This window comes from Amycolatopsis antarctica, assembly GCF_002262875.1.
Lineage (GTDB): Bacteria > Actinomycetota > Actinomycetes > Mycobacteriales > Pseudonocardiaceae > Amycolatopsis > Amycolatopsis antarctica.
In genome coordinates, this window is the sequence record NZ_NKYE01000004.1 from 298,439 (window position 1) to 317,408 (window position 18,970).

Here is an 18,970-nt window from a genome sequence, read left to right on the forward strand (position 1 = left end):
TTCCCGCGGGCACCGGCGTTCGCGCTCCCGTCGCCACGCCTGTCCGCGCACCGATCCGAAGGGACTGTCATGTTGTGGTCGACCTGGCGGCAGTACCGGGCACAGTTCCTGGTCACCGCCGTCCTCCTGGTGGCACTGGGTACCGTTCTGCTCGTCAACGGCCTGCTCGCCGCGGGTGCCGTCGAGCGGGCGGCGGGCGCACCGGCCGGTTCGCAGGCGTTCGTCGACGCCCGGTCCGAGGCGCGGTCACTGTTCGCGCCGGTATCGGTTGTCGTGAGCTACCTGATCGCCGTTCCGGTGCTCGTCGGCGCGTTCTGGGGAGTGCCGCTGCTGGCGCGGGAGTTCGAGCGCGGAACGCACCGCCTCGCGTGGACCCAGAGCATGCCCGGGCATCGCTGGCTGGGCACCCGGCTCGGGATGCTGGGCGTGGCCGTCACCGCGGGCGGCCTGATCGCCGGAGTGATGCTGTCCGCCTGGTACGGCGCGTACGACGGTCTCGGCGACGGCGACCCGTTTCGCGGCACCTCCGTGTTCCCGCTCGCCGGAATCGCCTCCGCGGGCTGGTGGCTGTTCGCGTTCGCGGCCGGAGTGGCGGCCGGGGCACTCGTGCGGCGGGTGCTTCCGGCGATGGCGATCACCCTCGTCGTCGTCGCGGCCGCTCTCGTCCTCGTCGGCGGTGTGGTGCGGCCCCACTACGCCACCCCCGAGCGCACGGTCGCCACGAGTTCGGAGAGAGTGGCGCCGGACGCGAAACTCGTCGACATCGTCGCCCTCTCGCCGGACGGAACCGAACGCCCCGCGCAGGGCGTCAGTGGCCTGAACGGCCGGACGTGCCCGCTGGTCAGCGGTACCTCGATCGGTGAGGAGTGCGCAGCGGGCAGCGGGCACCGGCTCGTCTACTACTCGCATCCCGCCGAGCGCTACTGGCGCTTCCAGTGGACCGAGTTCGGACTGCTGGCCGCGGGAGCGCTGGTGCTGGGCGGAATCGCCCTCTACCGAACCACCCGCCGCCGCTGAGGCGCGCCGAACGCGGGCCGGTTGCGCCCTAGTTGTGCGGTTCGGGGTGCTGCACGGCGGGTGACCGGCTCAGGGCCGACAGGTCGGGAAACAGGGGGACCTGCTCGGCCGAAGGGGTGGCGGGCCGTCCGGGGCGGAGGAGCCCGGCGGCCATCGCCACCGCGCGGTCCCACTCCGGGTCGGCGAGGTAGTCGGCGTGCTTGAGCACACCGGCCGCCCACCGGTGACCCGGAGTGGGGCCGCGGATCGGGTCCGGGAGCCAGTGGTCGCCGCCCAGCACGAGCGCGCCGGCGGGACCCTCCGCCGCGGGCCGCACCGGACCGACGGTGCCGTCCGGCAGGTAGCCGACGCCGTGCAGCCTGCCGTCGACGACCTCGTGCCGCCAGGTGGTGGCCCCGCCGCCGAAGGTGTCCGTGCCGCGGCACAGCCCGCGCCAGCGTCCACCGAGCAGTCCGTGCAGTTCGGCGAGCGAGCGGTGGCCGAGTACCGAGGGGAACGCGCGTTCGTACCCCCACTGCAGGGGGGAACCGGCCGTCAGCACGCCGACCCGTTCCCGGTCGCGCTCCGGCAGGGTGGCCATCAGCCGGGCCGCCGTGACCACCGCGAGCAGGCCGCCGATGTGATAGCCGGCGAGGACGACGCGGGTGTTCGGCTCGGCGAGGTGCTCCTTGGTCCTGGCCGCCAGTTCCGGCACGACCTTCAGCGCATAACAGGGCGGGACGGTCGGGTGCGCCGCTCGCGGCCAGAAGCACACCAGATCGGCCAGCGCGCCGAGGTGCCTGCTGCGTTCCGGGCCGGTCGCCGCCGTGTAGATGACGCGCACCAGACCCGCCGCCAGCGCGCCGAGTGCCAGCACGCCCACCGTGGAGAGCTGGTCGAGCCAGGACGGCAGCTCGCCGAGGCCGAGCCGGACCACGACGAGCGCGAGCGCCCCCGCCGACATCGCCATCGCCTGCGTGATGGCGAAGCGGTGCAGGTTCCGGCGTTCCCAGCTCGACCGGGCCCAGGCCGCGGCCGCTTCGCGTCGGTCGCCCGCGCCGGGCTGCATCAGCTTCACCACGTCCGGCACGCCACGGCGCAACCGGCGCAGCGGCACCGCCACCCCGAACATGTACAGGGCCTGCAGCACGGCGAAGAGCAGTCCCGCGCCCCACAGGATGGCCATCAGCTCGTAGCTCGCGGGCAGCCGCAGCTCGTCGGTACCGATCAGCTTCCTGGCCGCGATCCCCAGCCCGGCACCGAACCCGCCGCCGAGCAGCCCGGCCAGTGCCAGCGCGGGGGCCGCCGCCCAGCCACCCGCCCACGGTCGCAGCCTGCGCGGCAGCGCACGCCAGGAGGGCCTGGCCAGCAGCGCCGCCGGGACGAGCAGCACGGCGAAGAGCACGCACACCACCAGCAGCGTCGCCCCGATGCCCTCGACGGTGCCGTCCGCCCCGGCCAGCGGGCGGGTGGCCGGGCGGGCCACCGGCAACGGCGTCCGGTCCACGGCCACGGCAACGACCAGCGCGACCGAGAGCGTCAGCAGGATCCGCCGGGGCCACGCCCCGAGCACGGCAGGCCCGCCCGCGTCGTTGGCAAGCGCGGCCACCAGCGACACGGCCAGCAAGCCCAGCGCCACCGACCAGGCGACCACGCCGAACGCCCCGTCCGGCACCTGGAACGGGCCGCCGAGCGGGAGCAGCGCCACGCACGCCAGCGCGACGACGGCGTGCAGGCAGCGCAGGGCGGGGACGTCTGCGCGGGCTCGCAGGCCGTCGCCGGGAAGCCGCGCCGAATGGTCGCCGGGCGGGTCTTCGGCATGCACCGGCCAGTCCGCCCCGGACACCCGGTACAGCACCGAGATCACCAGCAGTAGCGGCAGTATCCCGATCGTCGTGCGCACCCAGTCTGTTTCGCGCAGCCAGGAGGGCGCGTCCGGCAGGCAGGCCGCGCCGGGGGCCAGGCACTGCGCGGCGAGCAGGTCGAGGCTGATCACCGCGAGTTGGCTGATCAGCAGCATCGTCAGCAACAGGGCCGCGACGCGCAGCAGGCCCCGGCAGGCGGCGCCGAGCACCCGCGCCGTCCGGCTCGCGTCCGGCACCGGCGGCAGCATCCAGAACGCGACGTTCGCCAGGGAGAAGGGGAAGAGCAGCGCCCAGGTCGCCTTCGCCGCCCCGCCGGAGGTCATCCCGTTCCACAGGTAGCCCTCCAGCGTGCGCGGCATCGAACGGCCGAGCGCCTGCAGCACCGGGCCGGGAGCGGGCCTGCGCAGCCGGTCGGCGGGGCGCACCACCCTGCCCACGCCGTCACCCGCCACGTCGACGGTGGTGACCGAGTCGAGCAGTGACCCACCACCGGACTCGCCACCCGAGCCGATCAGTCCGGGCACGCGCAACTCGACCACGCGGGTGTCGGGACCGGGAAATGGCACGGAAGAATTCTCCCTCGCTGGGACATCCGCGGGGCCGCCCCCGCCGGACGACGCGGCCCGCGAACTGCGGAAACCTGTGTCCTCACCCGATCGTGCTCACGTGACGACCGATCGACGGTACTGTTCAGCTCTCGACAAGCCATGGAGGAAACACCGTATGCCCCCCGAAAGCGTTGCCGCGCGCCTGCAGACCGTGGGCGGGCTCGATTTCGCCGTCGCCGACCTCGCAGAGGCGGAGTTCGGCCGCAAGGAGATTCGCCTGGCCGAGCACGAGATGCCCGGCCTGATGGCGCTGCGCCGAGAGTACGCGGACGTCTATCCGCTGCGCGGTGCGCGCGTCGCCGGTTCGCTGCACATGACCGTGCAGACGGCAGTGCTGATCGAGACCCTGGTGGCGCTGGGCGCCGAGGTGCGCTGGGCGTCGTGCAACATCTTCTCGACCCAGGACCACGCGGCCGCGGCCGTCGTGGTGGGCCCGTACGGAACGCCGGAGGAGCCGAAGGGCGTCCCGGTGTTCGCGTGGAAGGGCGAGTCGCTCGAGGAGTACTGGTGGTGCACCGAGCGGATGCTCACCTGGGACGGCGAGGGTCCCAACATGATCCTCGACGACGGTGGCGACGCGACGATGCTGGTGCACAAGGGCACCGAGTTCGAGAAGGCCGGCGTGGTGCCGTCCGCGGACGAGAACGACCCCGAGGAGTACCAGGTCTTCCTCGGCCTGCTGGCCGAGTCGCTGGCCGCCGACGCGGGCAAGTGGACGAAGATCGGCGAGGGCGTACTCGGCGTCACCGAGGAGACCACCACCGGCGTGCTGCGGCTCTACCAGCTCGCCGCCGCCGGTGAGCTGCTGTTCCCGGCGATCAACGTCAACGACGCCGTGACCAAGTCCAAGTTCGACAACCGTTACGGCATCCGGCACTCGCTGATCGACGGCATCAACCGCGGTACCGACGTGCTGATCGGCGGCAAGGTCGCCGTCGTCTGCGGTTACGGCGACGTCGGCAAGGGCGCGGCGGAGTCGCTGCGCGGCCAGGGCGCCCGCGTGGTGGTCACCGAGATCGACCCGATCTGCGCGCTGCAGGCGGCGATGGACGGCTACCAGGTGCGGACGCTGGAGAACGCGCTGCCCGAGGCCGACATCGTGATCACCACGACCGGCAACAAGGACGTGGTGACCGTCGAGCACATGGCCTCGATGAAGCACCAGGCGATCCTGGGCAACATCGGTCACTTCGACAACGAGCTCGACATGGCCGGTCTTGCCCGCTACCCCGGCATCAAGCGGATCGTCATCAAGCCGCAGGTCGACGAGTGGATCTTCCCGTCCGGCCGGACGATCCTGGTGCTCTCCGAGGGCCGCCTGCTCAACCTGGGCAACGCCACCGGCCACCCGTCCTTCGTGATGTCGAACAGCTTCTCCAACCAGGTGATCGCCCAGGTCGAGCTGTTCACCAAGCACGAGGAGTACGACAACGAGGTGTTCCGGCTGCCGAAGAAGCTCGACGAGAAGGTCGCCAAGATCCACCTCGACGCGCTCGGCGGCGAGCTGACCAAGCTCACCAAGGACCAGGCCGAGTACATCGACGTCGACGTCGAGGGCCCCTACAAGTCCGACCACTACCGCTACTGACGCGCTCGGCGGTGACGGGCGGCTTCACCCGCCCGTCACCGCCGGCGAAGGTCAGGTCCACTCCACGGCGACCCCGGCCAGGCCGGGAGCGCTGTCGTGGAAGAAGGCGCTGGTCACCCCGCGCACGTCGCAGGGAAGGTCCTCGGATTCCGAGGGCTGCGCTCCGCCGTGCGGACGGAACTGCCGGGTGCACCGGGCGGGCAGGGCCAGCGCGTCGAACTGCAACTGCAGCAGGAACGTCGAGCAGCCGTAGCGGAAGATCCGGTGGTAGCCGGGGGAGACCCCGCCGGAGGAGTCGAACACCTCGTAGCTGAACACGTGCACGTCGCCCTCGGCGAGCTTCCGGTCGAACAGCAGCTCCACGGCCAGCGTCTGCTCCCCGGCCCGGCGGCGGATCCGGCCGGTGCGGCAACCCTCGCCGGTGTTGAAGGTGACGTCCTCGATCCGGCAGCCGTCGTCGCCGTTGTAGACCATCACGTACCGGTCCGGGCCGTTCTTGCGCGCCCTGGTGACCAGCCTGGTGACCAGCTTCTCCTCACGCTGCTGCGCGTCGAAGGTGCACGTGTCGTGCACGAACATGATCTCCAGGTCGGCGTTGCCCGCCATCGTTCCCGGGTCGCCCAGTTCGGTGAGCAGGCGCTCGGCCGCGGGCCCCGTCTGGTCCGGGTGCAGGTAGGTGAACGAGGGGGCGACCCGGTTGTCCCTGGTCCGCTCCCCGCGCTGGCCGATCAGCACGACCAGGCTGTCCTCCGGCAGGTCCAGCACCGATTCCAGCGCCCGGACGGCCGGCACCGCCTTCGGCACCTCGGGGTGCCGGATCCCGCGCTGCCAGTAGCTCAGCGTGGACAGGCCGATGTGCACCCCGCGGTGTTCCAGGTGCGCGCGGATCCGGGCGAGCGAAAGCCCCCGCCGGGCGATCGCGAGGCGCAGCACCTCGTGGAAGTCGCCCGTGAGGGCGGGTTCACCCTGGCCGGGTTCGTCGTTCACTCGCTGTGCCACCGGTTGTCCTTCCACCTCGAGCCACCTTGAGCGGGGGCGCCGGCCCCGGTGAACGGCGCGGAACGTTCACGTCAGCGGGATGCGAAGCGTATCCGAGGATCGCCTGGTACACGGCCGTCACCTCCGGATCAGGCTGTCGTTCCGCGTTCCGCTGTGAACGCGGAACGCTCCGGACCTCTCGGACACCACCTTGCCGTTCGTTCGCCGACTGCTCAAGGTGACTTGCGCAGGGCACCTTGCGTGCGGGCCGGTGGCCCCGAGAAGAGGAGGGCCGACATGCGGTTGATCTCGACCGTGCTGACCGTCCCCGGCGACGCGGAGCCGATGGTCCAGACCCCCGTATGGACCACGGTCGTCATGCTGGCCGCACTCTTCGTCATGGTCGCCCTGCTGCTGCGGTTCGCAGTACGTTTCGGCTCGCGCTCCCTGGTCCCCGAACCGACGGACACGCGCGACTGAACGGCGCGGGCGGCGGGCTCCGGGCCGGGCGGCGCGGGCCCGCCGTTCCCGCACGGCGGACGGCTTCGTATCGTTGCCCCCATGGGGCGGCTGGTGGTCATCGAAGGGCTCGACGGCGCGGGCAAGCGCACGCTCGCCGAGGCGCTGACCCGGGCGCTGCACGAGGCGGGCGCCTCCGTCGCCGCGCACGCTTTTCCCCGCTACGGGCGCAGCGTGCACGCCGACCTGGTCCGCGAGGCACTGCACTCGGGACACGGCGACCTCGGTGGTTCCGTCTACGGCATGGGCCTGCTCTACGCGCTCGACCGCCGTGATGCCGCCGGGGACATCCGCGCCGACCTGGCGAGCCACGACGTCGTGCTGCTGGACCGCTACGTCGCCTCGAACGCCGCCTACCAGGCCGCCCGCCTGCACCAGGACGCCGAGGGCGAGGTCGTCGGCTGGGTGCGTGAGCTGGAGATCGAGCGTTTCGGCCTTCCGGTCCCGGACACGCAGCTCCTGCTTCGCGTGCCCTTCGAGGTGGCGGCGGACCGGGCACTGAGCCGGGCGGGCAGCGAGGCCGGGCGGGAACGGGACGTGTTCGAGTCTGACGACGCCCTCCAGCGCCGCTGCGCGGCGGTGTACGACCAGCTCGCGGCCGCGTCCTGGCTCTCCCCGTGGCACCCCGTGGACGGTGTGTCCACTGTAGACACCACCGCGCTGGCCGGTGCCCTGCTGGCCACACCCGCGGTGCACTGACCCCCCGCGGCGCCCCGGAGAGCCCTGCCGGGTCTCGTGCGGCCTGGCCGCCCGGTCCGGGGAGGTGATCGTCCGACCGGGGGAAGCGGGGCGTCCGGCCGCACCTGATCGCCGGGTCGTGCGCATGCGCGCGGTCCGGCAGTGCGAACATGTGTACATGAAGGCACGTGTTCTGGTGGTCGACGACGACCCTGCGCTCGCGGAGATGCTCACCATCGTGCTGCGTGGGGAGGGCTTCGACACCGCTGTGGTCGCCGACGGTTCCCGCGCGCTCCCCGCGCTGCGGGAGCTCAAACCCGATCTCGTGCTGCTCGACCTGATGCTGCCCGGGATGAACGGCATCGACGTCTGCAAGGCCATCCGCGCCGAGTCCGGCGTGCCGATCGTCATGCTCACCGCCAAGAGCGACACCGTCGACATCGTGCTGGGCCTCGAGTCCGGCGCGGACGACTACGTGGTGAAGCCGTTCAAGCCGAAGGAGCTGGTCGCCCGGGTGCGCGCCCGGATGCGCCGCACCGAGGCCGAGCCCGCCGAGTCGCTGGCGATCGGCGACCTCACCATCGACGTGCCCGGCCACGAGGTCACCAGGGAGGGCAAGGCCATCCCGCTGACCCCGCTCGAGTTCGACCTGCTGGTCGCGCTGGCCCGCAAGCCGCGCCAGGTCTTCACCCGCGAGGTACTGCTCGAGCAGGTCTGGGGTTACCGGCACGCCGCCGACACCCGGCTGGTCAACGTGCACGTCCAGCGCCTGCGCTCCAAGGTCGAGAAGGACCCGGAACACCCCGAGGTGGTGTTGACGGTGCGCGGCGTCGGGTACAAGGCCGGCCCGCCGTGATCCGGCGATGAGACCGAGGCTGGCCCGGCTCGTCCGGCGTGTGCTGGCCGTGGCCCGCCGGGTCGCCGCCGCGTTCCGGCGCAGGGCCACGACGATCGGCCTGCTCTGGCGCCAGTCGCTGCAGTTCCGCGTCACCATGTCCACGCTGGCGCTCTCCTCGGCCGTCGTGTTCGTGCTCGGCATGGTCCTGCAGAACCAGATCACCGAGCGCCTGATCGACACGAAGGTCCGCGCCGCCGTCGCGCAGACCCAGGCCGTGGTGCAGACGGCGGAGAAGGAACTCATCGGCATCGACGCCGAGCCGGAGGCGTTGCGCGAGCGCCTGGAGAACGCCCTCACGAAGATCACCAGCAGTTCGCCCGCGGCCCAGGGCGCGCAGAGTTCCGCGGCGGGCGCGTTCGAGCCGGTGCTGGCCAGCGGCGTCCCGGACCGTCTCGCCGACACGGTCGCGGCCGGCGACTACTGGAAGGTGCCGCCGCGCCTGCGCCAGTTCGTCGAGGCGGGCGAGGTCTCCGAGCAGATTCACACCATCTCCACCGATGCCGGGCGCACCACGTACCAGATCGTCGGCGCCCCGGTGACCAGCACGGCCCGGCAGATGCAGCTCTACCTGCTGTTCCCGCTGACGGCCGAGCAGACGACCGTCTCGACGGTGCAGAACACGCTGATGGTGGGCGGCTTCGTGCTGCTCCTGCTCCTCGCCGGCATCACCAACCTGGTCACCCGGCAGGTGGTGAACCCGGTGCGGCGGGCCGCCTCGGCCGCGGGCGGGTTCGCCGACGGCGACCTCGATCGCAGGCTCGCCGTGATCGGCGAGGACGACCTGGCCAAGCTCGCCGTCTCGTACAACGAGATGGCCGCCAGCATCCAGCGGCAGATCCGCCAGCTCGAGGAGTTCGGCCAGCTCCAGCGCCGGTTCACCTCCGACGTCTCGCACGAGCTGCGGACGCCGCTGACCACGGTCCGGATGGCCGCCGACGTGCTGCACGCCTCCCGGGAACAGTTCCCCGCCGGGCTGGCCCGTTCCACCGAGCTGCTCGTCGACGAGCTGGACCGGTTCGAGGCGCTGCTCGGCGACCTGCTGGAGATCAGCAGGCTGGACGCGGGTGTGGAGGAACTGGCGGCGGAGACGATGGACCTGCGCCCGATCGCGGAACGCGCCGCCGAGCAGGTACGGGTCATCGCCGGCACCGCGGGCAGTGGGATCGAACTGGACCTGCCGGACGAGGAGGTGACCGCGGACGTCGACTTCCGCCGGGTGGAGCGCATCCTGCGCAACCTGCTCGCGAACGCGGTCGACCACAGCGAGGGCAGGCCGGTGACGCTGCGGCTGGCCATGAACGAGACGACGATCGCGGTGACCGTCCGCGACTACGGGGTCGGCCTGCGCGCCGGCGAGGCCGAGCTGGTGTTCAACCGCTTCTGGCGTGCCGATCCGTCCCGCAACCGCAGGACCGGCGGGACCGGGCTCGGCCTCGCGATCAGTCACGAGGACGCCCGCCTGCACGGTGGCATCCTGGAGGCGTGGGGTGAGCCGGAACAGGGCGCCTGCTTCCGGCTGACGCTGCCACGCACCCAGGACGTGCCGATGGGCGAGAGTCCGCTGGATCTCTCGCCGTTCCGGCCGCCCGCGATCGAGGGCCGCGTCGCGGACGCCGATCCGGACGAAGAGACGCAGCGGACCGAGGCGTTCCTGGCCGAACGGGAGGAGGTCTGGTGAGCCGGACACGTATCGCGCACAGGCCGTACACCGTGCACCGGCCGCGGCGCGGGGGACTGCTCGCCGCGCTGGCGGCGCTGGTGCTGCTGGCCGGCTGCGCGACCGTCCCGGCTGAATCCGCGCCCACGGCGATCGACGACAACCGCCTCGGGCAGGTCTCGCCGGACGTCCCGCAACCCGCCAAGGACCTCGACCCGCTCAGCGTCGTACGCGACTTCGTGCACGCCAGCGCCCAGTCCGTGGCGCAGAACGAGGCCGCCCGGCTCTACCTCGACGACGCCGCCCGCGCCTCGTGGAACCCGACCCGGACGATCACGATCATCGAGGACATCTTCGGCACCAACCAGGCCACCGGTCCCGAGCAGTCCGCCGACCCGAACGAACGGGTGGTCTACCTGCGTGGTTTCCACGTCGGCAGGCTGGATCCGGACGGGGCGTTCATCGCCAGCAAGGACCCGTACGAGATGCCGATGCGGGTACGCAAGCAGGCCGACGGGCAGTGGCGCATCGTCGACCCGCCGAACAACATCGTGGTCGCCGAGAGCGACTTCAACGCCAACTTCGTCCGGGTGCCGCTGTACTTCTTCGTGCCGGAGTCGAACGCGCTGGTGCCCGATCTGCGCTACGTGCAGGCGAAACCGCAGGCCGGGCTGCCGGGCCGGGTGGTGGCGCTGCTGCTGCGCGGACCCTCGGACGGCCTGAACGGTGCCGTGCGCAATCCGCTCGGCGGCTCGGCCGCACTGGACACCAACGTGGCACCCGCCGCGGACGGCGCCGTCGAGGTACCGCTGACCGGCGTCGGCGGGCTGAGCGAGAACGACCGCAGACTGATCGCCGCGCAGGTGGTGAAGTCGCTGCAACCGGTGGTGAGCAGCCGGATTCGCCTGCGTTCCGATGGCAGCCCGCTGGTGCCCGCCCAGCTCGACTGGCGGCCGAGCGACCTGCCCTCCTACGACGCGCCGTCCGCGCCGAGTTCCGAGCTGCCGGGGCTGGTCACCGTCGACGGCCGGATCCGTTCGCTGGGCAACGGGGCGCCCGTTCCCGGGCCCGCGGGCACCGGTGCGTACGACGTCGTCAGCGCCGCCCAGTCGATCGACGGCAAACGGCTCGCCGTGGTGGAGCGCACCGAGGGCGGTATGCGCCTGCGGGTCGGCGACTACGGCCGGGACGCGCCGGTGGTCGACCCCTCCGCGGGCACGTTCACCCGGCCGTCCTGGCGTCCGGCACTGTCCACCACCGGCACCTCCGGTGAGCTGTGGACCGTCGCCGACGGCACGAAGGTCGTCCGGGTGCAGCCGAACCCGGAGGGCCGGTGGCTGCCGCAGGCGGTCAACGCCAACGAGATCGTCGCGCTCGGCCCGATCACCGCGTTGCGGCTCTCCCGCGACGGCGCCCGCGTCGCCCTGATCGCCGGCGAGCAGCTCGTGGTCGCCTCGGTGGTCCGCGAGGCGGACTCGGTGACGCTGCGTTTCCCGCGGATCCTGCAGGGCGGCGACCTGAGCGGGGTGCTGGACGTCGACTGGGCAAGTCAGGACACGCTCGTCGCGGCGACCAACTCGGCGACCCCGGTCGTGCGGGTGCCGATCGACGGCCTGCGGATGGACAAGTTCAACAGCTCCAACCTGACCCCGCCGGTGCGGGCCATCACGGCGGCGCCGAGCCGTTCGATCGTCGTCGCCGATGCCGGCGGCATGTGGACCGCCAGCGATGTCGGCGAGGTCTGGCGTCCGCACCAGCACACCCAGGGACCGGGCGCGGAACCCTTCTACCCGGGCTGACCCCTTCGCCCGGGACCCGCGGTATGTCGACGTAGCGCGGTGGCGGGGGTGCGGCGGGCATGGGCGACGTCGGTGCGCGGGCGATCCTCGCCGGACTGTCGGTGCGCGTCGGCATACTCGGCGCATGATGGCTGGGGGAGTCCGGACGGCGGACCGGTTGCGGTGCGTGCGCCGGGTCGTACTCGACACGGTGCTGCCGCCGTGCTGCGCGGGCTGCGGGCTGGCCGGGGCGGTGTGCTGTGCGGGCTGCGCCTCGGTCTGGGACGCTCCACGCCGGGTGACCCGCGGTGCGACCGAGGGGCACGCCCCCGTCTACGCCCTTGCGCCGTATCGGGGCGTGGCGCGCCGGATCGTGCTGGCGCACAAGGAACGCGGCAGGCGCGACCTCACGGGGCCGCTGGGCGCGGCACTCGCCCGCGCCCTGCCGAACCTGCCCGGAGCGCTGCCGTCGGACGGGCAGTGGTGGCTGGTGCCGGTTCCGTCCCGCCGCTCCGCTGCCCGGGCGCGCGGCGGACCGCACGTGCACGCCCTCGCCCGCCGGTGCGCGGCGGTACTCGCCTCCGGTCCGGCGGCCGCCCCCGCGGCCGTCGCCCCCGCCCTGCGGCTCACGGCCGGGGCGCGGGACGCGGTGGGGCTGGCCCGCGAGCAGCGGGCGGCGAACCTGGCGGGAAGGCTGCGGCTGGTCCCGGCCGGGGCCCCGCCGGGCGGCACCTCGGTGGTGCTGCTGGACGACGTGGTCACCACCGGCGTCACCGCCGCCGCGTGTACGTCCGCGCTGGCGGCGGCGGGCATCACCGTCGGCGCGGTACTGGCGCTCACCGCCGCGGGCTGACCGACGGCGATGCTCCTCGGACGGGTCGTGGATTCAGGAACCTTCACCGGGTTCCCGGCCGTTGGAGGTGCATGAGGTCGTACGCCGGCACCGCGCCCGTTCACCCGGCAGGGGTGGGCCCGGCGACCGCCGGCCGCGCACGCTGTGGGACACCGGCGGCACGGCAATGCGCCGTCTGTGTGAAATCCACCTTGGCGTCATCCTCGGCCGGGTGGGCCGATTACCGCAGCGGACCACGGTTCGCGCCCCTCCGTAGCGATCTTGGGGCCGTCCACATCCCCCGGCCCGGGGGCTGTTGCAACCGCCGATTCGGGGCTAGCGTGCTGCGCTATCAGCAGATCCGCCCGCGCAAGGGAGGTGACAAGGCAATGTCCCTGGCGTCGCAGGAGGGCTGAGTTCGTAACCGGCGAGATGCACGGGTATCCCGTGATCGGGCAGCCGGAATCCCACTCCTCACCCGCGGGGCGAATCCGTTCCCTGACGGCAATGGATTCCCGCGTCTCCTACGGCAATCGCGACGCCACAACGAATATCTAGCTCGCCGTCACTACAGCGAGGAGGTCGTGTATGGACATCGTCGTAAAGGGCCGCAACGTGGAGGTTCCCGAGCACTACCGGGAGCACGTCGACGAGAAGCTGGCTCGGTTGGAGCGCTACGACAAGAAGGTCATCCGCTACGACGTTGAGCTCTTCCACGAGCCCAACCGCAGGCAGTCGAAGAACTGCCAGCGCGTCGAGATCACCGGCAAGGGCAAGGGCCCGGCCGTGCGTGCGGAGGCCTGTGCCGGAGATTTCTACGCAGCGCTCGACGCCGCGGTGAGCAAGCTGGAGAACCGCTTGCGCCGCATGCACGACCGCAGGCGGGTCCACTACGGACGCCGCGTGCCCGAGTCCGTCGCCGAAGCCACCTCGGTCGCCGCCGTGAACGGCAACGGCCCGGTGAGCAACGGCAGGCGTCCGGCTGCCGCCACCGCGGTGCTGGAGGCGCCCGAGGCGACCGGCACGAACGCCGAGGAGATCGACCTCCCCGAGCAGCGATGGGACGATGGCGTCGCCGAGCACCGCCCCGGCAGCATCGTGCGGGAGAAACAGCACTCCGGCGATCCCATGAGCGTCGACCAGGCCCTCTACGAGATGGAACTGGTCGGCCACGACTTCTACCTCTTCCACGATTCCGCCGCGGACAAGCCGAGCGTCGTCTACCGGCGCAAGGGCTTCGACTACGGCGTCATCCGGCTCGGCTAGCCGAACGGACGACGCACAGGACGCTCGATCCGGCATCGGAGGGAAACGCCCGTAACGGACGTTCACGAGCCCGGTTACGGATCCCCGGCGGCCCGCACGCCCTCGCGTGCGGGCCGCCGCCTGCGTACAGGCGAGGACCTGATGCACTCATGACACATACTTCCCTACGATGGGGGGCAGCACGCGACCTGCCAGGATGGTTGCGTACCTGCCACCGCCCGAGACCGCTCGGGTGCGATCACGATCAGCTAGTGAGGTCGACCGGATGGTTCTGAACCGCCTGCTCCGCGCGGGTGAGGGCAAGATGCTCAAGCGCCTGCGCAACATCGCAGACCACATCAACACCCTCGAAGACGACGTCAAGGACCTCTCCGACGCCGAACTGCGGGCCAAGACCGACGAGTTCCGCAAGCGTCACGACGAGGGCAACGGCGAGTCGTTGGACGACCTGCTGCCCGAGGCGTTCTCCGTCATCCGGGAGGCCGCCTGGCGGGTGCTCGGCCAGCGCCCGTTCGACGTCCAGCTGATGGGCGGCGCCGCGCTGCACCTCGGCCAGGTCGCCGAGATGAAGACCGGTGAGGGCAAGACCCTGACCCAGACGCTGCCCGCGTACCTGAACGCGATCTCCGGCAAGGGCGTCCACGTCATCACCGTGAACGACTACCTCGCCAAACGAGACGCGGAGTGGATGGGCCGCATCCACCGCTTCCTCGGCCTCGAGGTCGGCGTGATCCTCGCCGACCAGTCGCCGGAGGTGCGCAGGCAGCAGTACGCCGCCGACATCACCCACGGCACGAACAACGAGTTCGGCTTCGACTACCTGCGCGACAACATGTCATGGAGCCTGGACGACTGCGTCCAGCGCGGGCACAACTTCGCGATCGTGGACGAGGTCGACTCGATCCTCATCGACGAGGCGCGCACCCCGCTGATCATCTCCGGCCCGGCCGACCAATCCTCGCGCTGGTACTCCGAGTTCGCCCGGATGTCGCCGCTGATGAAGGTCGACGTGCACTACGACGTGGACATCAAGAAGCGCACCGTCGGCGTCAGCGAGAAGGGCGTCGCCTTCATCGAGGACCAGCTCGGTATCGAGAACCTCTACGAGGCCGCGAACACGCCGCTGGTCGGTTACCTGAACAACGCGCTGAAGGCCAAGGAGCTCTACAAGAAGGACAAGGACTACATCGTCCGCAACGGCGAGGTCCTGATCGTCGACGAGTTCACCGGCCGGATCCTGGCGGGCCGCCGCTACAACGAGGGCATGCACCAGGCGATCGAGGCCAAGGAAGGCGTCGAGATCAAGGCGGAGAACCAGACTCTGGCCACGATCACCCTGCAGAACTTCTTCCGCCTCTACGACAAGCTGGCCGGGATGACCGGTACCGCCGAGACCGAGGCGGCCGAGTTCCACACCACCTACAAGCTCGGCGTGGTGCCGATCCCGACCAACCGCAAGATGGTGCGGGCCGACCAGGTCGACCTGATCTACAAGAGCGAGGACGCGAAGTTCGAGGCCGTCGCCGAGGACATCGCCGAGAAGCACGAGAAGGGCCAGCCCGTCCTGGTCGGCACGACCAGCGTCGAGAAGTCCGAGTTGCTGTCCAAGCTGCTGCTGAAGCTGAACGTGCCGCACGAGGTGCTCAACGCCAAGCACCACCACCGGGAGGCGCTGATCATCGCGCTGGCCGGACGCAAGGGCGCCGTCACCGTCGCCACCAACATGGCCGGTCGCGGTACCGACGTCGTGCTCGGCGGCAACCCGGACGTCATCGCCGACCAGCAGCTCCGCGAGCGCGGTCTCGACCCGGTGGAGAACTCCGAGGAGTACGAGGCCGCCTGGCCGCAGGTGCTGGAGCAGATCACCGCCGAGGTCAAGGCCGAGGCCGAGGAGGTCCGCGAGGCGGGCGGGCTGTACGTGCTGGGCACCGAACGGCACGAGTCGCGCCGGATCGACAACCAGCTCCGCGGTCGTTCCGGCCGCCAGGGCGACCCGGGCGAGTCGCGGTTCTACCTGTCGCTGGGCGACGAGCTGATGCGCCGCTTCAACGCCTCGATGGTGGAGCGCGTGATGACCACGATGCGCCTGCCGGACGACGTGCCGATCGAGCACAAGATGGTCACCAAGGCCATCAAGAGCGCGCAGACGCAGGTCGAGCAGCAGAACATGGAAATCCGCAAGAACGTCCTCAAGTACGACGAGGTGATGAACCGTCAGCGCAAGGTGATCTACGCCGAGCGCCGTCGTGTGCTGGAGGGCGAGGATCTGCGTGAGCAGACCGAGCACATGCTGCGCGACGTGGTCAACGCCTACGTCAACGGCGCCACCTCCGACGGTTACGCGGAGGACTGGGACCACGAGAAGCTGTGGACCGCGCTGAAGCAGCTCTACCCGGTCGGGGTCGAGTGGGAGGACATCGCCGAGGAGGCCGAGGACCTCGACGCGGACGCGTTGCGCGAGGCGCTGCTCGCCGACGCCGAGCAGGCCTACCAGCGTCGCGAGCAGGAGCTCGACGAGCAGGTCGGCGAGGGTGCCATGCGCGAACTCGAGCGCCGCGTCGTGCTGTCCGTGCTGGACCGCAAGTGGCGTGAGCACCTTTACGAGATGGACTACCTCAAGGAGGGCATCGGGCTGCGCGCCATGGCGCAGCGCGATCCGCTGGTCGAGTACCAGCGCGAGGGCTTCGACATGTTCGGCGCGATGCTCGACTCGCTGAAGGAGGAGGCCGTCGGCTTCCTGTTCAACCTCCAGGTCGAGCCCGCCCAGCAGGAGCAGTCCTCGGTGCAGCTCGCCTCCACCCCCGCCGCCGTGCCCACGGTCGGCGGCGGAGCGCAGCAGGCCAGGCCCGCGGGCAACGGCGCGCAGGCGGGCGGTGCGGGCAGGCACTCGCAGCCGACGCCGGCGCAGCCGGGGCCGAGCCCGGTCGAGCGGGCAGTGGAACGGGAACAGGCACCGGCGGCGCTGCGGGCGAAGGGCCTCGACGGTGACCAGTCGCAGCGTGCCCTGACCATGTCCGGTCCTGCCGAGGGTGGCGGCGTCGAGTCGCACTCCGAGGCCGGAGGCGCCGACGGTGCCGCGGACGCGGCGGCCACCCGCCGGGAGCGTCGCGCGGCCGCCCGGGCGGACGCCAAGAAGGGCAAGAAGGGCGCCCGCCGCTGAGCGGACGCGCCTGACCGTGCCGAGGCCGGTCGGCGGGAAGTCCGGGTACGACACCGGTACGAGGGCTTCCCGCCGCCTCGCAGGCCACCGCCTGGCACCTCAGCAGCGCCGCTGTCTCGGCACCCGGATCTCCGGGGACGGCCGGGGCCGGAGATCCCGCGCCGGGTGCGCGGTCTCCGGCCCCGGCCGTCGCCGTCCGACCAGGTCGACGACGGTGCAGCGCATGCCCTCGGGCAGCAGCCGGAACCGTGCGGCCACGGCCAGTACCCGCCCGCCGGAGGCCGACACGGTGCCGAACGCCTCGACGACGTCGTCCGCGGGCGCCCCGGCGTGGAAGGTCCGCAGGGCATAGCGCTCGCCGGCGTCCGGGCCGCGAGCCGCCAGCCGCTGGTAGACCTCCTGGCCGAGGTGGCCGCGAAGCTGTGCCGCGGCGCGGCGGCCGTCGCAGACCTCCAGCACCGCGGCCAGTATCCGCCGGGCGCGGCGCGGGTCGAACCGGCCGGGATCGCCGGGGGCTCCGGAGGTGTGACCGCGCCGTCTCCGGGACGGTTCGAGCGCTCTCTCGGCATGCAGTCGGCGGGTGAACGCGGCCAGCGGTGCGGCGGGAGCGCGCTCGCCCGGTTCGTACGGTGTGAGCTGGCGCAGGCCCGTGCAGGGGCGTGAGGTGGACATCCGCGGACTCCCGGATCGGTCGGTGGCGGCCCCGTCGGCCGCCCGGAGTAAGAGCGGGCGGACCGGGCGTTGCGGACGAAGACGGCACAAGCCGGTGAATCCGCGCGCGGATGCGACCGGGGAAGGGGAAGTTGCGGTACACGGCTTGCCGATCGCATCGCCCGGGTGCCGCCCGACGGCGTTACGCTCGCCCTCGTGGCGGGAAACAGCGTGCCGAGGGGTCTGGTGCTCGACTACGCGGGCGTGCTGACCGAGCCGGACGCGGGCGAGCTGCTCGCCGCCGTCGCCGTGCTGCGCGCACGGGGCGTACGCACCGCCCTGCTCTCCAACGCCCCCGGCGCCGCACCGGCGGCCCGCCGGGAACTCGGCGCCCATTTCGACGCCCTCGTGTTCTCCGGCGAGGTCGGCGTGGCCAAGCCCGCCGCCGAGGTCTACCGGATCGCCGCCGAACGCCTCGCCCTGCCGGTGGACGCCTGCGTGTTCGTCGACGACTCACGCCGCAACGTCGACGGAGCCGTCGCGGCGGGCATGACGGGTGTGTGGCACACCGGCGTGCCGGCGACACTCGACGAGCTGGACGCGCTTTTCCCGTCCGGGTGAGCGCTCAGAGTTCCCGGCGAACCAGTTCGAAGCAGAGCACCGCTGCCGCCGCCGAGACGTTGAGCGACTCGACCTCGCCGGGCATCGGCACCGACAGCCAGGTGGTGACCTGCTCGGCGACCTCGGGGCTGACCCCCGCGGTCTCCCCGCCGAGCACGAAGGCCGCCCTGGACGGCAACTCCACCCCGAACACGGTGTCGCGGGCCGAGGCGCCCAGCGCGTACAGGCCGTAGCCCGCGGCGGTGAGCTGCTCGGCGGCCTGCCCCGCGGTGCCGCAGCGCAACACCGGTGCCCGGAACGCGACCCCGGCGGAGGCCTTCACGACCAGCGGGTCCAGTGCGGCGACGCCCCGGCGGGGCACCACCACACCACCGATGCCCGCGGCGGTCGCGGTGCGCAGGATCATCCCGACGTTCGCCGGGGTGGTGATGCCGTCCAGCAACAGCACGCGGGCGGGCGCGGTGCGGGAGTCCAGTGCCGCGTCGAGTGGCCGCATCCGCGGCACGACCACGTCGGCGAGTACGCCCTGGTCCTGTTTCCCGTTGCCCGCGAGCACCTTCACCCGGTGCGGACTGGCCCGCGCAACGGCGACCCCGGCGTCCCGGGCGGCGCGTTCGATCTCGGCGGCGGCCGGGCCGCGGGCGGTGTCGGCGAGGATCACCTTGTCCACTTCCAGCGCCGGATCCTGCAGTGCCTCCAGCACCGGCTTGCGCCCGTACACCGTCAGGAACCGGTCCTTGGGGGACACCTTGCCGCTCGCACCAGCCTCGTCACGCACGGCGCGCAGTGTCGCACGTGGCCGCGCGGGCCCGGGACCGGCCGGGCAGGGTGGAGTGCGACGCCGCACGCGGACACGCGCCGGACCCTCGGCCTGT

Annotated in this window: 15 protein-coding genes; 11 read left to right on the top strand and 4 right to left on the bottom strand. The window is 71.9% G+C overall.

From position 1 onward, the window contains the following. Positions 1 to 69 precede the first annotated feature (69 nt). A complete protein-coding gene (locus CFN78_RS09235) occupies positions 70 to 1,017 on the top strand; it encodes a hypothetical protein (RefSeq protein WP_094862208.1) in 948 nt (315 codons plus the stop codon). Between the two features lie 28 nt (positions 1,018 to 1,045). On the opposite strand, the gene CFN78_RS09240 is transcribed toward CFN78_RS09235, so the two are convergent. Beyond that, the gene (locus CFN78_RS09240; protein ID WP_094862209.1) at positions 1,046 to 3,427 is read right to left on the bottom strand and encodes a hypothetical protein; all 2,382 of its coding nucleotides are present in this window, start codon (positions 3,425 to 3,427) and stop codon (positions 1,046 to 1,048) included. Positions 3,428 to 3,584: 157 nt separating this feature from the next. On the opposite strand from CFN78_RS09240, the gene ahcY reads away from it, so the two are divergent. Next, positions 3,585 to 5,057, top strand: a complete 1,473-nt coding sequence (gene ahcY, locus CFN78_RS09245; RefSeq protein ID WP_094862210.1) for an adenosylhomocysteinase — start codon at positions 3,585 to 3,587, stop codon at positions 5,055 to 5,057. A gap of 51 nt (positions 5,058 to 5,108) precedes the next feature. Here the strand turns inward: ahcY and CFN78_RS09250 are convergent, their stop codons facing one another. Then, positions 5,109 to 6,056: a hypothetical protein gene (locus CFN78_RS09250; protein WP_094862211.1), complete on the bottom strand. Its 948-nt coding sequence runs from the start codon at positions 6,054 to 6,056 to the stop codon at positions 5,109 to 5,111. 276 nt (positions 6,057 to 6,332) lie between these two features. Between CFN78_RS09250 and CFN78_RS09255 the strand changes: the two genes are divergently transcribed. From CFN78_RS09255 to secA, 8 genes are all read left to right on the top strand, one after another. Further along, the gene (locus CFN78_RS09255; RefSeq protein ID WP_094862212.1) at positions 6,333 to 6,515 is read left to right on the top strand and encodes a hypothetical protein; all 183 of its coding nucleotides are present in this window, start codon (positions 6,333 to 6,335) and stop codon (positions 6,513 to 6,515) included. Between the two features lie 81 nt (positions 6,516 to 6,596). Further along, the gene (locus CFN78_RS09260) at positions 6,597 to 7,253 is read left to right on the top strand and encodes a dTMP kinase (protein ID WP_094862213.1); all 657 of its coding nucleotides are present in this window, start codon (positions 6,597 to 6,599) and stop codon (positions 7,251 to 7,253) included. A gap of 157 nt (positions 7,254 to 7,410) precedes the next feature. Next, on the top strand, positions 7,411 to 8,088 hold the full coding sequence (mtrA, locus tag CFN78_RS09265) for an MtrAB system response regulator MtrA (RefSeq protein ID WP_094862327.1): 678 nt from the start codon (positions 7,411 to 7,413) through the stop codon (positions 8,086 to 8,088). Positions 8,089 to 8,095: 7 nt separating this feature from the next. Continuing rightward, complete coding sequence (gene mtrB / locus CFN78_RS09270; RefSeq protein WP_094862214.1) at positions 8,096 to 9,808, top strand: MtrAB system histidine kinase MtrB; 1,713 nt, start codon at positions 8,096 to 8,098, stop codon at positions 9,806 to 9,808. Then, a complete protein-coding gene (locus CFN78_RS09275; RefSeq protein WP_420807867.1) occupies positions 9,805 to 11,586 on the top strand; it encodes an LpqB family beta-propeller domain-containing protein in 1,782 nt (593 codons plus the stop codon). The genes mtrB and CFN78_RS09275 overlap by 4 nt, the downstream gene beginning before the upstream one ends. A gap of 124 nt (positions 11,587 to 11,710) precedes the next feature. Next, entirely contained in the window at positions 11,711 to 12,418 is a 708-nt protein-coding gene (locus CFN78_RS09280; protein WP_240519348.1) for a ComF family protein, read from the top strand. Between the two features lie 567 nt (positions 12,419 to 12,985). Continuing rightward, complete coding sequence (gene hpf / locus CFN78_RS09285; RefSeq protein WP_094862215.1) at positions 12,986 to 13,663, top strand: ribosome hibernation-promoting factor, HPF/YfiA family; 678 nt, start codon at positions 12,986 to 12,988, stop codon at positions 13,661 to 13,663. 265 nt (positions 13,664 to 13,928) lie between these two features. Next, on the top strand, positions 13,929 to 16,823 hold the full coding sequence (gene secA / locus CFN78_RS09290; RefSeq protein ID WP_094862216.1) for a preprotein translocase subunit SecA: 2,895 nt from the start codon (positions 13,929 to 13,931) through the stop codon (positions 16,821 to 16,823). 99 nt (positions 16,824 to 16,922) lie between these two features. Here secA and CFN78_RS09295 read toward each other — a convergent pair whose 3' ends face one another. Next, on the bottom strand, positions 16,923 to 17,495 hold the full coding sequence (locus CFN78_RS09295; RefSeq protein ID WP_094862217.1) for an Rv3235 family protein: 573 nt from the start codon (positions 17,493 to 17,495) through the stop codon (positions 16,923 to 16,925). Between the two features lie 195 nt (positions 17,496 to 17,690). Between CFN78_RS09295 and CFN78_RS09300 the strand changes: the two genes are divergently transcribed. Then, positions 17,691 to 18,095 (top strand): HAD-IA family hydrolase, encoded by a 405-nt coding sequence (locus tag CFN78_RS09300; protein WP_240519349.1) that lies wholly within the window; start codon positions 17,691 to 17,693, stop codon positions 18,093 to 18,095. A 4-nt stretch (positions 18,096 to 18,099) separates the two neighbouring features. On the opposite strand, the gene CFN78_RS09305 is transcribed toward CFN78_RS09300, so the two are convergent. After that, on the bottom strand, positions 18,100 to 18,873 hold the full coding sequence (locus CFN78_RS09305; RefSeq protein WP_240519350.1) for a TrmH family RNA methyltransferase: 774 nt from the start codon (positions 18,871 to 18,873) through the stop codon (positions 18,100 to 18,102). Positions 18,874 to 18,970: the final 97 nt, after the last annotated feature.

Excerpts from the sequence above, each read along its gene's own strand:
- mtrB (WP_094862214.1), top strand. The coding sequence starts at position 8,096 with ATGAGACCGAGGCTGGCCCGGCTCGTCCGGCGTGTGCTGGCCGTGGCC.
- mtrA (WP_094862327.1), top strand. The coding sequence starts at position 7,411 with ATGAAGGCACGTGTTCTGGTGGTCGACGACGACCCTGCGCTCGCGGAG.
- CFN78_RS09235 (WP_094862208.1), top strand. The coding sequence starts at position 70 with ATGTTGTGGTCGACCTGGCGGCAGTACCGGGCACAGTTCCTGGTCACC.
- CFN78_RS09255 (WP_094862212.1), top strand. The coding sequence starts at position 6,333 with ATGCGGTTGATCTCGACCGTGCTGACCGTCCCCGGCGACGCGGAGCCG.
- CFN78_RS09280 (WP_240519348.1), top strand. The coding sequence starts at position 11,711 with ATGATGGCTGGGGGAGTCCGGACGGCGGACCGGTTGCGGTGCGTGCGC.
- ahcY (WP_094862210.1), top strand. The coding sequence starts at position 3,585 with ATGCCCCCCGAAAGCGTTGCCGCGCGCCTGCAGACCGTGGGCGGGCTC.
- CFN78_RS09260 (WP_094862213.1), top strand. The coding sequence starts at position 6,597 with ATGGGGCGGCTGGTGGTCATCGAAGGGCTCGACGGCGCGGGCAAGCGC.
- CFN78_RS09295 (WP_094862217.1), bottom strand. The coding sequence starts at position 17,495 with ATGTCCACCTCACGCCCCTGCACGGGCCTGCGCCAGCTCACACCGTAC.
- secA (WP_094862216.1), top strand. The coding sequence starts at position 13,929 with ATGGTTCTGAACCGCCTGCTCCGCGCGGGTGAGGGCAAGATGCTCAAG.
- hpf (WP_094862215.1), top strand. The coding sequence starts at position 12,986 with ATGGACATCGTCGTAAAGGGCCGCAACGTGGAGGTTCCCGAGCACTAC.